The organism is Bradyrhizobium sp. LB13.1 (assembly GCF_054056815.1).
In genome coordinates, this window is the sequence record NZ_JBSRYQ010000001.1 from 3,078,137 (window position 1) to 3,093,464 (window position 15,328).

7 protein-coding genes and 2 pseudogenes are annotated in these 15,328 nt (G+C 64.1%); 5 read left to right on the plus strand and 4 right to left on the minus strand.

The window, feature by feature from the left end:
- Window positions 1–1,621, minus strand: a pseudogene (locus tag ACVWYI_RS14535) (GMC family oxidoreductase).
- 174 nt (window positions 1,622–1,795) lie between these two features.
- Here ACVWYI_RS14535 and ACVWYI_RS14540 point away from each other — a divergent pair.
- Both ACVWYI_RS14540 and ltrA read left to right on the plus strand, forming a co-directional pair.
- Window positions 1,796–2,968 (plus strand): M20 aminoacylase family protein, encoded by a 1,173-nt coding sequence (locus ACVWYI_RS14540; protein WP_354047067.1) that lies wholly within the window; start codon window positions 1,796–1,798, stop codon window positions 2,966–2,968.
- A gap of 476 nt (window positions 2,969–3,444) precedes the next feature.
- On the plus strand, window positions 3,445–4,821 hold the full coding sequence (ltrA, locus tag ACVWYI_RS14545) for a group II intron reverse transcriptase/maturase (RefSeq protein ID WP_456662405.1): 1,377 nt from the start codon (window positions 3,445–3,447) through the stop codon (window positions 4,819–4,821).
- Window positions 4,822–4,919: 98 nt separating this feature from the next.
- Here the strand turns inward: ltrA and ACVWYI_RS14550 are convergent.
- The 3 genes and pseudogenes from ACVWYI_RS14550 to ACVWYI_RS14560 all read right to left on the minus strand — a co-directional run bounded on the left by ACVWYI_RS14550 (window position 4,920) and on the right by ACVWYI_RS14560 (window position 9,322).
- Window positions 4,920–6,548, minus strand: a pseudogene (locus tag ACVWYI_RS14550) (inorganic phosphate transporter).
- 96 nt (window positions 6,549–6,644) lie between these two features.
- Window positions 6,645–8,087 carry a UdgX family uracil-DNA binding protein gene (locus ACVWYI_RS14555; RefSeq protein ID WP_456662406.1) on the minus strand — a complete coding sequence of 481 codons (1,443 nt, stop codon included), beginning with the start codon at window positions 8,085–8,087 and terminating at the stop codon, window positions 6,645–6,647.
- On the minus strand, window positions 8,087–9,322 hold the full coding sequence (locus ACVWYI_RS14560; protein ID WP_456662407.1) for a putative DNA modification/repair radical SAM protein: 1,236 nt from the start codon (window positions 9,320–9,322) through the stop codon (window positions 8,087–8,089). Before ACVWYI_RS14560 ends, ACVWYI_RS14555 begins: the two co-directional genes overlap by 1 nt.
- Before the next feature lie 394 nt (window positions 9,323–9,716).
- Here ACVWYI_RS14560 and ACVWYI_RS14565 point away from each other — a divergent pair, with 394 nt between their 5' ends.
- Genes ACVWYI_RS14565 through ACVWYI_RS14575 form a run of 3 tightly spaced genes read left to right on the plus strand, consistent with a single transcriptional unit; the run spans window position 9,717 to window position 15,302 of the window.
- On the plus strand, window positions 9,717–10,382 hold the full coding sequence (locus ACVWYI_RS14565) for an ImuA family protein (protein ID WP_456662408.1): 666 nt from the start codon (window positions 9,717–9,719) through the stop codon (window positions 10,380–10,382).
- Window positions 10,279–11,931, plus strand: coding sequence for a Y-family DNA polymerase (locus tag ACVWYI_RS14570; RefSeq protein ID WP_456662409.1), 1,653 nt, complete (start codon window positions 10,279–10,281; stop codon window positions 11,929–11,931). The genes ACVWYI_RS14565 and ACVWYI_RS14570 overlap by 104 nt, the downstream gene beginning before the upstream one ends.
- On the plus strand, window positions 11,928–15,302 hold the full coding sequence (locus ACVWYI_RS14575) for an error-prone DNA polymerase (protein WP_456662410.1): 3,375 nt from the start codon (window positions 11,928–11,930) through the stop codon (window positions 15,300–15,302). The genes ACVWYI_RS14570 and ACVWYI_RS14575 overlap by 4 nt, the downstream gene beginning before the upstream one ends.
- Window positions 15,303–15,328 lie beyond the last annotated feature (26 nt).

Consider the following 15,328-nt stretch of genomic DNA (forward strand, 5'->3'; position numbering starts at 1 on the left):
CTACTTGCCATCTTCCAGGATCATCGTCGCGCCCTTCTCGGCGATCATCGCGGTCGGCGTGTTGGTATTCCCCGACGTGATGGTCGGCATGATCGAGGCGTCGACGATGCGTAAGCCTTCGAGGCCGTAAAAGCGCAGGCGCTCGTCCACCACCGCCATCGGGTCATTCACCGCGCCCATCTTCGCCGTGCCGACGGGATGGAAGATGGTGGTGCCGATGTCGCCGGCGGCCTTTGCAAGCGAGGCATCGTCGTCGCCGACGGAGGGGCCGGGCAGATATTCGCTCGGGCGGTATTTTGGCGAGCGCCCTCTGCTGCATGAGGCGGCGGGTGGTGCGGATGGCGTCGGCGCCGACCCGGCGGTCGTCGTCCGTTGACAGATAATTCGGCGCGATGATCGGCTTCTCGTCCGGCGCCGCCGCACGGAGACGTACGGTGCCGCGCGAGGTCGGCTGCAGATTGCAGGCGCTCACCGTGATCGCGGGGAAGCGGTGCAGCGGATCGCCGAATTTGTCGAGCGACAGCGGCTGCACATGGAACTGGATGTTGGCGCGCGCGCGCGTCGCATCGGAGCGTGTGAAGATGCCGAGCTGCGATGGCGCCATGGTCAGCGGGCCGCGGCGGCGGAAGGCGTAGTCGAGGCCCATCAGGCCGCGACGGACCAGATTGTAATAGGTCTCGTTCAGCGTGCGCACGCCCTCGACCTTGTAGATCGCGCGCTGCTGGAGATGATCCTGGAGATTGCGACCGATGCCGGGCTTGTCCATCACGATGTCGATGCCGAGCGGGGCCAGCCAGTCGGCGGGCCCGATGCCGGAGCGATGCAGCACCTGCACTGAGCCGATCGCGCCGGCCGAAAGGATCACCTCGCGTTTCGCACGCGCCTCGATGATCTCGCCGTTCTGGACGAAGCGCACGCCGACGGCGCGGCCCTGCTCGATGATCAGACGATCGACCAGCACGTGCTTCTCGAGCCGCAAGTTCGGGCGGTTCAGCGCCGGCTTGAGGAAGCCGCGTGCCGACGACCAGCGCCGGCCGCGCTTCTGGTTGACGTGGAAATAGCTGGTGCCTTCGTTGTCGCCGGTGTTGAAATCGGGAATGCGCTTGATGCCCATCTCCTCGGCGGCGTCGCCGACGGCGTCGAGAACGTCCCACGATAGCCGCGGCGCCTCGATGCGCCAGCCGCCGCCGGCGCCGTGGTGCTCGCTCGCGCCGAGGAAATGATCCTCGAGCCGCCTGAACAGCGGCAGTACGTCGTCATAACCCCAGCCGGTCATGCCGAGCTGGCGCCAGTGATCGTAATCGGCGGCCTGTCCGCGCATCGAGATCATGGCGTTGATCGCCGAGGAGCCGCCGATCACCTTGCCGCGGGGATAGGCGAGCGCGCGGCCGTTCAGGCCGGGCTCGGCCTCGGTCTTGAACATCCAGTCCGAGCGTGGATTGCCGATCGCGAAGAGATAGCCGACCGGAATGTGGAACCAGATCCAGTTGTCGTCGCCGCCGGCTTCGAGGATGAGGACGCGATTGCCTGGCACGGCCGACAGCCGGTTGGCAACGATGCAGCCCGCCGTGCCGGCCCCAACGACGATATAGTCAAATTCACCTTCGAGCCGCCTTGGCATTCTGCTTCCACCCGGATGGTCACTTAACGTTCCATCCTAATACGCAGACGCGGCGGATCGGGACAAGCCCGGCCATGCCGAACAGACAGGCTAGACCCCGATCCCCGGCAGTTGGGTGGACTGGTGCTTGCATGGTAGACAGTCCTGTATTTTCAACAAAGCTTGAGACCCTCCATGCCCATCGTGAACCGCGTCGCCGACCTTCAACCCGATATTCAGGCCTGGCGCCGGGACATCCACGAGCATCCCGAGTTGCTGTATGACGTCCACCGCACCGCAGCATTCGTCGCGGATCGCCTGCGCGAATTCGGCTGCGATGAGGTCGTGACCGGCGTCGGACAGACCGGCGTGGTCGGTGTGATCAAGGGCAGCAAGCCGGCCGGCGAGGGCCTCAAGACCATCGGCCTGCGCGCCGACATGGACGCGCTGCCGGTCGAGGAACAGACCAACCTGCCTTACGCTTCGAAGACTCCCGGCAAGATGCATGCCTGCGGCCATGACGGCCACACCGCGATGCTGCTCGGTGCTGCGCGCTATCTCGCCGAGACCCGCAATTTTGCCGGTGATGCGGTGGTGATCTTCCAGCCGGCCGAGGAAGGCGGCGCCGGCGGCCTGGCCATGGTCAAGGACGGAATGATGGAGCGCTTCGGCATCGAGCAGGTCTACGGCATGCACAATGGCCCGGGCATTCCGATCGGCTCGTTCGCGATCCGGCCGGGTCCGATCATGGCGGCGACCGACGAGGTCGATATCATGATCGAGGGCCTCGGCGGCCATGCCGCGCGGCCGCACAAATGCGTCGATTCCGTTCTGGTCGGCGCGCAGGTGATCACCGCGTTGCAGTCGATCGTCGCGCGCAGCGTCGATCCGCTGGAATCGGCCGTGATCTCGATCTGTGAGTTTCACGCCGGCAACGCCCGCAACGTCATTCCGCAAACCGCGACATTGAGGGGCACCATTCGCACGCTGTCGCCGGAGGTGCGCAAGCTGGTCGAGAAGCGCGTGCACGAGGTTGTCGCGGGCGTGGCGCAGATCACCGGTGCCAAGATCGATCTGCACTACAAGCGCAATTATCCCGTGGTGAACAACCACGCCGCGGAGACCGAAATTGCGCGTCGCATCGCCGGGCAGGTCGCGGGCGAGGCCAACGTGCACGAGATGTCGCCGCTGATGGGCGGCGAGGATTTCGCCTATATGCTGGAAGCGCGCCCCGGCGCCTTCATCTTCTGCGGCAACGGCGACAGCGCCGGCCTGCATCACCCCGCCTACAATTTCGACGACGAGGCGATCGTTTACGGCACGTCGTACTGGGTCAAGCTGGTCGAGGAATCGCTCGCGGCGTCGTAAGGTCAAGCGTGAGGCATACATGAAAAGGGCCCGTGCATCGCACGGGCCCTTAGTGTTGTGTGCCGAGTATGAACGACAGCTTGGAGGTGGAAGTCCTCTATCCAGCCTGATGGCGGCGAAGGATTAGCGAAGCGCAAGGGCGTCATCGTGAGGTGGGGTCTGAAGACAGCGTGGAGCAAAGCCGCGGCCCGATGGACAAGCACCGGATAACGAGGCCTACCCGGCCGGACGAGCGAGCAACTGATCGCGAAGTCGACAGTCATCAAGGACCGGGGTGGTAAATCCGGCGGGGGTGCGGTGAAGGCGGTCGGTCTTACCTCGGGAGGTCTGTGCTGTGTCCCGGCAACGGGACTGAGGCCGTCGCAAGGCGGCCTGACCGCAGTGCAGAAGTCAGCCGAGGGCATAGTAGGCGGCGGCGCGCTGCCGAAGGCCTGAACGGTGGAAGAGGCCAGTAGAGCGGTAATCTCGTGCGAGCCATGCGGCAGAAGAAACAGATCGAACTGAACTTGGGCACCGGAGCGAGGGGTGAAGCCCCGAAGGCCGCCGCCCAAGAGGCCGAAGCACGTGCGGCGAAAGCCAGTCTCGAACGCCCGGCGGTCGCAGGGCCGTTGATGGAAGCAGTGGTCGAGCGTGAGAATCTGAAGGAAGCGTTGGCGCGAGTGAAGCGCAATAAAGGTGCGGCAGGCATCGACGGCATGTCCGTTGATGAGCTGCCGACCTACCTGAAGGAGCACTGGCCCACGATCCGAGCCCAGTTGCTGGAGGGCACCTACAAGCCGCAACCGGTACGACGCGTCGAGATACCGAAGGCATCGGGCGGCACTCGGCCGCTCGGCATCCCCACGGTGCTCGATCGCTTCATCCAACAGGCGGTACTGCAGGTGCTGCAGGCGGATTGGGACGGAACGTTCTCCGGAACGAGCTTCGGCTTCCGGCCGAAGCACTCGGCGCATCAGGCTGTGGCACAGGCGCAGGCGTACATCGCGTCCGGCCACGGCTTTGTCGTGGACATCGACCTGGAGAAGTTCTTCGACCGGGTCAACCACGACATCCTGATGGGGCTGGTTGCCAAGCGGGTTGCTGACAAGCGCCTCCTGAAGCTGATCCGCGGCTTTCTGACCGCGGGCGTGCTGGAAGGGGGACTGGTCAGCGCGACGGAGGAAGGTACGCCGCAAGGCGGCCCGCTCTCGCCGCTGTTGTCGAACCTGATGCTGGATGTGCTGGACAAGGAGCTGGAGAAGCGCGGCCACCGCTTCGTGCGCTACGCCGATGACTGCAACATCTATGTGCGCAGTCGAAAGGCCGGCGAGCGGGTGATGGCCGGCATCGAGAAGTTCCTCGAAAAGCGCCTCAAGCTGAAGGTCAACAAGGCCAAGAGCGCGGTTGCCAAGCCGAGCGTCCGCAAGTTCCTGGGTTTCAGCTTCACAGGCGGGAAGGAGCCGCGGCGGCGTATCGCACCGCAGGCGATTACCCGCTTCAAAGCGAGAGTCCGGGAGCTGACGCGACGCACGTGCGGACGAAGCCTCGAACAGATCGCCAAGGAGCTGTCCACTTACCTTGTCGGCTGGCGCGGATACTTCGGCTTCTGCCAAACCCCGTCAGTGTTGAGCGCACTCGATCAGTGGATCAGGCGGCGGTTGCGCGCCATCGCCTGGAAGCAGTGGAAGCGTGGTCGCACTCGCTTTGCCGAACTGCGACGCCGTGGTGTCGGCCGGGATCTGGCGGCTCAAACTGCCGGCAGCCCACATGGCCCTTGGCGGTTGGCGGCGAGCCCTGCGCTTAACATTGCCTTGCAAACTGTCTTCTTCAGGTCACTCGGCTTGGCTTCCATCGCGGCTCCGAGACCCGCATAATCCACCGAACCGCCGTATACGGACCCGTACGTACGGTGGTGTGGGAGGGGCGACGCCGCGAGGCGTCCCCCTATCCCGATTGAGTGACGTGATCAGCTTCAGAAGATCCGCGAGAAGATCACGTACAGCGTGCCCGACAACAGGATCGCGACGGGCAGGGTCAGCACCCAGGCCATCAGCATGTTCCTGATGGTGGCGACCTGGAGACCCGAACCGTTCGCGGCCATGCTGCCGGCGACGCCGGACGACAGCACGTGGGTCGTCGAGACCGGCAGGCCGAACATGTCGGCGGCGCCGATCGTGGCGGCGGCGACCAGCTCGGCAGAGGCGCCCTGCGCGTAGGTCAGGTGGGTCTTGCCGATCTTCTCGCCGACGGTGACGACGATGCGCTTCCAGCCGATCATGGTGCCGAGGCCGAGCGTGATCGCAACTGCGACCTTCACCCAGGTCGGGATGAACTTGGTCGCGCTGTCGAGGCCGCCCTTGTACGCGTTCAAGGTCGCGACCTCGTCCTTGTTGAGGTCGTTTTCCTTGTCCTTCATCAGGAAGCGGATCGCTTCCGAGGTCAGGTACATGTCGTTGCGGGTGTTGCCGACGACTTCCGCCGGCACCTTGTTCAGCGAGCCGTATTTCGCAACCTGGTCGCCGACATCCTTCACCAGCACTGACAGCGAAGGGTAGGTGCCTTCGCTGATGTGATGCGAGGTGACGTACTGCGTCACCGCAGGACGGGGGTCGCCGATAATCGCATGACCGGCGCCCTTGGCCGTAACCACCTTGGAGGCGGCATCCGAGACCTTCGCGAACTGGGCGACCTGCGACTCCGGCAATGCGCGGTTAAGCGCATAGGCGGTCGGCACGGTGCCGATCAGGATCAGCATGATCAGGCCCATGCCCTTCTGTCCGTCGTTCGAACCATGGGCGAAGCTGACGCCGGTGCAGGTCAGGATCAGCAGGCCGCGAATCCAGATCGGCGGGGCTTTGTTGCCCTCAGGGGCGGCATAGAGCGCCGGGTTCTTGATGATCATCTTGAGCAGTAGCAGCAGGCTTGCGGCGCAGACGAAGCCGACCAGCGGCGACAGCAGGAGCGCATAGCCGATCTCCGTGGCCTTGCCTCAGTCCACGCCCGAGGTGCCGTCGCGGCCGCGCATCAGCGCGTTCGCCACGCCGACGCCGATGATCGACCCGATCAGCGTGTGCGAGGAGGAGGCCGGCAGGCCGAAATACCAGGTGCCGAGGTTCCAGAGGATCGCGGCGATCAGCAGCGCGAACACCATCGCGAAACCGGCGCTCGAGCCGACCTGCAGGATCAGCTCCACCGGCAGCAGCGAGACGATGCCGAACGCGACAGCTCCGGTCGACGTCAGCACGCCGAGGAAGTTGAACAGGCCGGACCACATCACTGCGAATTCCGCCGGCAGCGAGTGGGTGTAGATCACGGTCGCAACCGCGTTGGCGGTGTCGTGGAAACCGTTGACGAATTCGAAGCCGAGCGCGATCAGGAGCGCAACGATAAGCAGGATATAGGGCAGGTAGCTCGTGACCCTGGTACCGGTCGCATCGACATCGGAATAGATGCTGTAGGCCACATAGAGCAGGCCCGCGGCCAAGATGCCGAAGAACAGGATCATCGTCAGCGGATTGAAGCCCTTGTCGAGATTTGGCCGCGAGGCCGGCTGGATCGGCGCGGGAGGGGCTACCGCGTGGTCGAATGCAACATCGGTCATGTCTGGACGCCCCTTAGCTCTGTAAGGGCTATTGTCCCCGATGGATTTGAAGGCTGGATGACAAGCGGCGCATGAAACGCGTTTTCCCGCCTGTATTTAGGCGGCGCGCGCCGCTTTCTTCTGCAGACTAGCGGCGATTTTTAGATCTTCGACAAAGCGCTGATATTCAAGCACCTTGGCTTCCGGATCGGGCAGCCGGAGCAAATAGGACGGGTGCACCGTCACCAGGGCCTTGTGACCGTCGGGAAGGTCGATCAGCCGGCCGCGGGTCTTGCCGATCGGGGTGATCTTGCCGAACACGCTCTGCGCGGCAGTCGCGCCCATCGCGACGATGAGATCGGGCTGGATTACGGAGACTTCCCGCTCATACCATTGCCGGCAGGCCTTTATCTCCGGCGTATTCGGCTTCTGATGCAGGCGGATTTTGCCGCGCGGCACGAATTTGAAGTGTTTCACCGCGTTGGTGACATAGACCTTCTTGCGGTCGACGCCGGCTTCCGCCAGTGCCCGGTCCAGCATCTGGCCGGCCGGACCAACGAAGGGATGGCCGGCGAGATCTTCCTTATCGCCGGGTTGCTCGCCGACCAGCATGATATTGGCGGACTTCGGGCCTTCGCCGAATACGGTCTGCGTCGCGTCCTTGTAGAGCGGGCAGGCGCGGCAATGCGCAGCCTCCTCGCGGAGCGCTTCGAGATCGTCGGTGGCGGACTTACGTTTCATCGGAGCCTCCGGTCGCTTATGAGGCTTGTGTGGATCGGTTGCGGCATTGGCGATCATGGCGCCGGTCATGCGTTCGGCGTCCTCGATCAGAGGCTTAATGATCGACGCCTCGGGCAGGTTCCTCCAGTATTTCTTCGGCATCTCGGCCTGCATCGCCTTCACCTTGAGGCGGGCCGGATTGAAGATGCTGGCGTAGTAACGCCGCCAGGTTTCCTCCAGCCGATCTTCGCCCGGCGCCTCGCTCTTGCTGACGCCAGAGGTGAACGAGAGCGCGTGGCCGTCCCAATGTGCGCAGAGATCCGGCGTCAGGATCGACCATGGCATGTCGGCAAAACGTTTGGCGAAGAACGGCGCGGCGAGCTCGACGATATGATGCTCCGGCTCGAACCAGGCGACGTAGTGTGCTTCGCGTTCCCGGCCGATCTCACGAAAGCGCACGAAGGCGTGCATCTTGTGCCCGTCGCGATAGACCGCCTTTGCCATGGCCGTGACTTGCGCGACATCTGCATCGGTCGCGACCTCGATGAGGTCGTGATTGCCCTTCAGCCGAAACAGCAGGCGATAGAGGATCGAAAAACGCTCGCCATCGCGATGGAGGATCGCGGCCTTGGCGAGTTCTACGAATTTTGCCGGCACGTTGAAGGTGCCATTGCCGCCCTCCGGCAGCGGAGACGGCGGGGGCGGCGCGAACAGCTCCGCTTCGCCGCCCTGCACGGCCCAGGTGATATCGGCCGGCTTCACCTGATGAAGCACGAGCGCACGCGCGGCTTTGCGCCAGCCGTCGAAATCGGTTTCGGTGTCGAGGGTGATGTACTGCATCAGAAGCCAAATCCCAGTTGCGTTGCCTTCGGCTTGAACCGTTCGATCAGCCGTGCCTCGTCGAGGCGATGCGGCGTGGGCCGGTGATCGCTGAGGACGATGAACGGCAGCGCCTTGTTACGGGGCACATGCAGCCGTGCGAGATCGGAGACGCGGATGGTGGTCGTGCGCCGCGTCGCGATGATGCGCTCGACCGTCTTGGTGCCGAAGCCCGGCACGCGCAACAATTCCTCGCGGCTGGCGCGGTTGACGTCGAGCGGGAAGCGGTCGCGGTGGCGCAGCGCCCAGGCGAGTTTTGGATCGATGTCAAGCGGCAGCATCGCGCTGTCGTCGACGATCTCGCCGACATCGAAGCCGTAGAACCGCATCAGCCAGTCGGCCTGGTAGAGTCGGTGCTCGCGCAGCAAGGGCGGCGCGCGCAGAGGCAGCGCGCGGCTGGCGTCGGGGATCGGGCTGAACGCGGAATAGTAGATGCGCCTCAGCCTGTATGAGCCGTAGAGATTGGCGCTGGTGTGGAGAATGGTGTGGTCGGAGGCCGCGTCGGCGCCGACGATCATCTGCGTGCTTTGGCCTGCCGGCGCGAAGCGCTGCGGTCTGGCTTTCGTTTTCGCGCTACGGTTTTCCTCGGCCTCGTCCAGCTTCAGCCGCAGCCGGCCCATGGTGCGGCGGATCGCGCGCACGTCTTTCTCGGGCGCGAATTGCTGCAGGCTCGCCTCTTCCGGCATCTCGATGTTGATGGAAAGACGATCGGCATATTTGCCGGCCTCGGAGATCAATGCATCGTCGGCCTCCGGGATTGTCTTGAGATGGATGTAGCCGCGGAAGTGATGCTGCTCGCGCAGTTTTCGCGCGACGCTCACCACGTGCTCCATGGTGTAGTCGGGGCTGCGGATGATGCCGGAGGAGAGAAACAGCCCCTCGATGTAATTGCGCCGGTAGAAGTCGAGCGTCAGCTTGACCACCTCGTCGACGGTGAAGCGGGCGCGCGGCACGTTGGAGGAGGCGCGGTTGACGCAATAGAGGCAATCGTAATTGCAAGCGTTGGTCAGCAGCACCTTGAGCAGCGAGATGCAGCGGCCGTCCGGGGCATAGGAATGGCAGATGCCCATGCCGGGCGCGGTCGAGCCCATGCCCTTGCCGTCGCTGGAATCCCGCCTTTCGGTGCCGCTGGAGGCGCAGGACGCGTCGTACTTGGCGGCGTCTGCCAGAATCTCCAGTTTGCGTTGCACGTCCATGTGTGAATCCCTTTGATTCTGCTCATGAATCCCGAAGAGTCCCAATTCGATTGACTCCTGGGGCGCCGTTAGCTTTATATTAGAACATACCATGAACAATTGAGCCAGCCGTTGGTTCTCTTTTGAGAGCACCGGCAATCATCCCTGAAGGAGCGGCGAGCATGCAGAGCGCGATCAGCAAAAGTGGTCGCCGGTTTTGCGTCCGATCGCGCTCTTCTTTTTAAGAGGGCGCATGATCTTGTCGCCAAACCGCTCACACTTTGGCGGATCATGCGCCACCGCACGAACAAGCGCGCTTGCGACCTTGCGCGGCCAGATCGAGCGCATCGAGACGGCGGAGGTCGTGCATCAGCGCGATCGCGTCGCGCTTGGTCACGGCGCGGCCGACGGCGCGTTGAAGGGCGGGCTCGCGCGCGCGGCGATCCACGAGGTGTTTTGCGAAGGGCGTCAGGGCGCGGCCGCGACGGGCTTTGTCACGGGACTTGCGGGGCGCGTGACGGCGCGCAAACCGCTGCTATGGGTGCGGCAGGATTTTTCAGACATTGAAACCGGCGCGCTGTCGATGAGCGGGCTCGCCGAGATCGGTCTCGATCCGCGCCGCATGGTGATGGTGCGCGCCGCCGATGTGGAGAGCGCGCTGCGCACCTCGGCCGATGCGCTCGCCTGCGATGCGCTGGGTGCGGTCGTGCTCGAGCTCTGGGGCGAAACCAGGCAGTTCGATCTCGTGGCGAGCCGCAAGCTGACGCTGGCCGCGCAATCTTCAGGCGTGACTGGCCTGTTGCTGCGGATGGCCGCGCAACCTTTGCCATCGACCGCGGAGACACGATGGATGCTGCGCGCGGCGCATTCGCCGCCGGGGTCGGTGTGGAGTGCCTGGGGCGCGCCGCGCTTCGATGCCGAGCTCCTGCGCAATCGTCATGGCCCGTGCGGCCGGTGGATCATGGAATGGAAATGTGATGAGTGCCAGTTCTCTGAACCGCCGGCGTATCCTCAGCCTGTGGCTGCCGCGCCTGCCCATCGACCGGATCCAGCGGTTCTTTGGCAACGCCGGACTGCATAAAAGCAAAGCGTTTTCAAGCGAAGTGGGGACCGGTTCGCGTGAAGAAAACGCGTCAAACCAAAAAGACGAGCCCAGCATCGTCGTTGCCAAGGACAACAGCGCGCTGGTGATCCATGCGCTGGACGAGGCCGCCGAGCGTCTCGGTCTGTATATCGGCCAGCCCCTGGCCAATGCCCGGGCGATGTGTCCGGATTTAAAGGTGTTCGACGCCGATGTCGTGACCGATGCGAAGACGCTCAGCGACATCGCCGACTGGTGCGATCGTTTCACGCCGCTGGTGGCGCTCGATCCGCCGCACGGGCTGTTTCTGGACATCACCGGCTGTGCGCATCTGTTCGGCGGTGAGACTGCGTTGTTGCAGACCCTCGTCCGTGCCCTCGATCGCCAGGGCTTTGCCGTCAGCGCGGCGATCGCCGGCACCTCGGTTTGCGCACGCACGCTGACGCGCCAGGTCACGGGCACCATCGTCGCCGATGGCAGGGAGGCGGCGGCGATCAGCCGGTTTCCGGTGTCCGCGCTTGGTGCGGGCGAGGCCATCACCACGGGCTTGCGTCGCGCCGGCCTGAAGACGATCGGCGATGTCGCCTCCCGCGAGCCACATGAAATCACGGCGCGGTTCGGCGCGCGGTTCTCCACGCTGCTCGCGCATGCGCTGGGGCAGGGCGATGCGCCGATCAGCCCGCGAAAGCCGCCGCCCGATTACATCGTGGAAAAACGCTTTGCCGAGCCGATCGCCACCGACACCATGATCGCGATGACGCTGTCGCGGCTCGCCGACACGCTGATTGCGGCGATGGAGAAGCAAGGCAAGGGCGCGCGCCGGCTCGATGCCGCCTTCTTCCGTACCGACGGCGCGGTGCGCGCGATCATGGTCGAGACCGGGCGTCCCGTGACGCGAAGCGCCGTCGTCGACCGGTTGTTCCGCGAGCGCCTCGACGCGCTCGCCGATCCGCTGGATCCCGGCTTCGGCTTTGACATGGTGCGGCTGTCGGCGAGCCGCACCGAGATCGTGGTGCAGGAGCAGCGCGATCTCGACGCCCATGTCCACGACAATGACGAGCTCGCCGCGCTGATCGACCGCATCGCCGCGCGCATCGGCGGAAAGCGCGTCGTCGTGCACCTGCCGCAGGACACCCATATCCCCGAATGTGCGGTGCTGGCCGCACCGGCGCAGCATCATCTCGCCGTGGCCATGCAGGCCGAATGGCCCGCGCGCACCGAGAGTGAGCCGCCGCTGCGTCCCTTGCGGCTGTTCGACAAGCCCGAGCCGGTCGTGGTTCCGTTCGCGACCGTGCCCGACGGCCCGCCGCATCAATTCACCTGGCGCCGCGCGCAGCATGCGGTGGTGCGGGTGGAAGGGCCTGAGCGCATCGCCATGGAATGGTGGCGGCAGGACGGCAAGCAACTGACGCGGGACTATTTCCGTATCGAGGATGCCGAGGGCCTGCGCTTCTGGATCTTTCGCGACGGTCTTTACGAGGGGGAGTGCTTCGACGACGACGGCAAGCCCGTTCCTCCCGGTTGGTATGTGCACGGTCTCTTCGCATGAATACGCCCGCTTATGCCGAGATCGGCATCACCACGAATTTCTCCTTCCTGCGCGGCGGCTCGGATCCGCGCGCCTATGTGCATCAGGCCAGTATCCTCGGCATTCCCGTGATCGGCATCGCCGATCACAACACGCTGGCCGGTGTAGTGCGCGCCTACAAGGAGCTCGACAATGACAAGGTACTGCACAAGCCAAAGCTGCTGATCGGCACGCGCATCGTCTTTATCGACGGTACGCCCGATATTCTGGTCTATCCGCGCGACCGCGCCGCCTATGGCCGGCTGTGCCAGCTTCTCACCAGGGGCAAGCGCGGCGACGACATCACGCGGATCGAGAAGGGCGAGTGCCATCTCACCTTCGCCGATCTGCTTGCGTTTTCCGAAGGTCAGCTGCTGATCCTGACGCTGCCGCATCGCTTCGATGTGGCGCAAGCGCAGGACATTCTCGCCAAGCTGAAGGCGAGCCGCGCCGAGGGCGTGTGGCTGGCGGCGAGCCTGATCTATCGCGGCGACGACCGGCGCCGCCTCGCGCAGCTCGATGATCTCGCCGCAAAAGCAAAAGTGCCGCTGCTTGCGACCAACGAGGTGCTCTATCACGATGCCGGCCGCCGTCCTCTCCAGGACGTGCTGACCTGCATCCGGGAAAAAACCACGATCGAGGCGATCGGCCGGAGGCTGGAAGCCAATGCAGAGCGGTTTCTGAAGACACCCAGGGAGATGGCGCGGCTGTTCCGCGATTTCCCTGAGGCTATCGCGGAGACCATGCGCTTTGCGGACAAGATCACCTTCTCGCTCGACCAGCTCAAATACCAGTATCCGGACGAGCCGGTGCCGCCGGGGAAGTCCGCGCAAGGGCATCTGGAAGATATGACCTGGGCGGGTGTCGACAAATATTTCGATGGTGAGATCGACGACAAGCTGCGCGCCACCCTGAAGAAAGAGCTCGCGCTGATCGCCGAGCTGAAATACGCGCATTACTTCCTCACCGTCCACGACATCGTGCATTACGCGCGCAGCCAGAACATTTTGTGCCAGGGGCGGGGATCGGCGGCGAATTCGGCGGTCTGCTACGTGCTCGGCATCACCTCGGTCGACCCGACCAAGGTCGATCTGCTGTTCGAGCGCTTCATCTCCAAGGAGCGGCTGGAGCCGCCCGATATCGACGTCGATTTCGAGCATTCGCGGCGCGAGGAGGTGATGCAATATGTCTATCGCCGTTACGGCCGCCACCGCGCCGCGATCATCGCCACCGTCATTCACTATCGTCCTCGCAGCGCCATCCGCGACGTCGGCAAGGCGCTGGGCCTGACCGAGGACGTCACCGCCGCACTCGCCGACACCGTCTGGGGCAGCTGGGGCAAGGGCCTCAACGACATGCAGGTCAGGCAGGCCGGCCTCGATCCGCAAAACTCCATGATCAACCTCGCGGTCGAGCTCGCGACCGAGCTGATCGAATTTCCGCGTCATCTGTCCCAGCATGTTGGCGGCTATGTGCTCACGCAAGACCGGCTCGACACCTATGTGCCGATCGGCAACGCCGCGATGGACGATCGGACCTTCATCGAATGGGACAAGGACGATGTCGACGCGCTCAGCATGATGAAGGTCGACGTGCTCGCGCTGGGCATGCTGACCTGCATCCGCAAGTGTTTTGATCTGATCGACCAGCACAAGGGCAAGCGCTGGCTCTTGGCGAGTGTCCCGCAGGACGACCGCAAAGTCTACGACATGCTGTGCCTCGGAGAATCGCTCGGCGTGTTCCAGGTCGAAAGCCGCGCGCAGATGAACATGTTGCCTCGGCTGAAGCCACAGACCTTCTACGATCTCGTCATCGAAGTCGCGATCGTGCGGCCGGGACCGATCCAGGGCGACATGGTGCATCCGTATCTGCGGCGGCGGAACGGCTTGGAGAAAGTGAACTATCCATCGCCGTCACCGGAGCATGGCGACAAGGACGAACTTTACAGAGTGCTGCGCAAGACGCTCGGCGTGCCCTTGTTCCAGGAGCAGGCGATGCGAATCGCGATCGAGGCCGCGAAGTTCACAGCCGAGGAGGCCAACGGCCTGCGCCGCGCGATGGCGACGTTCCGCAATGTCGGCACCATCGGCAAGTTCGAAGACAAGATGATCGGGAACATGATCGCGCGCGGCTATGCACCTGATTTCGCCAGAAACTGTTTCGAACAGATCAAGGGCTTTGGCAGTTACGGCTTTCCGGAGAGCCATGCCGCGAGCTTTGCGCAGCTTGTCTACATCTCCTCATGGCTGAAGCATTATCACCCTGATGCATTCTGCTGCGGTCTCCTGAACTCGCAGCCGATGGGCTTTTACGCCCCGGCGCAGATCGTCAGCGACGCCCGCAAGAACGGCGTCGAGGTGCGCGACATCGACGTGTCTCATAGTTCCGCACAAAACACGCTGGAAAATACAGAGGGCAAGTATTGTGCTGTCCGTCTCGGTTTCCGCCAGATCGACGGCTTTCACTGGCTCGATCCGGATGAGGACGCACTCAAAAAACAACAGGCAGAGCGGCAGGGCAAGAAATACGTCAGCCAGCAAGACTGGGCCGACCTTATCGTCGCCGCCCGCAACCGCCGGCCCTTTACCTCGCTGGAAGACTTCGCCCGCGACACCGGACTGCCCAAGCGCGCGCTGATCCTGCTCGCCGATGCCGACGCGTTCCGCTCGCTCGGACTCGACCGCCGCGAGGCGCTCTGGCAGGTGCGGCGCCTGCCCGACGATGTGCCGCTGCCGCTGTTCGAAGCGGCCACCGCACGCGAGCAGCCGGACGAGCACGCCAAGCCGTTGCCGGTGATGCCGCGCGCCGAACAGGTGGTCGCAGACTACCAGACCATTCGCCTTTCGCTCAAAGGCCATCCGATGGAATTCTTGCGCGAGATGTTTACGCGCGAGCGCATCGTCGCCTGCAAGGACATCAATCATGAGAACGAGCGGCGCCGCGTGCGCTGTGCCGGCGTCGTCCTGGTACGGCAGCGGCCGGGCAGCGCCAGCGGCGTCGTGTTCATGACGCTGGAGGACGAAACCGGCATCGCCAATGTCGTGGTATGGCCCAAGATCATGGAGCAGTACCGCAAAGAGGTGATGGGTGCGCGCCTCATCCTGGTCGAGGGCTACATCCAGAGCAGCCCCGAAAAGGTGACGCACCTCATCGCCCAGCGCATGATCGACCGCTCGCACGATCTGGTCGGCCTCGCCAACGACGCCCTGAGCCGCAAGCACCCGGTGCCGGCAGGCGCCGCCCTGATCGAGCCGCTCAACGACGATCCCCGCGCCCATGCGGATGCGCCCGCGCCAAAAATCCGCCACCCCCGCAACGTCCGCATCCTGCCGCCGTCGCGGGATTTCCATTGAGGTGATGGCGTTAAAATGCCGCCCCA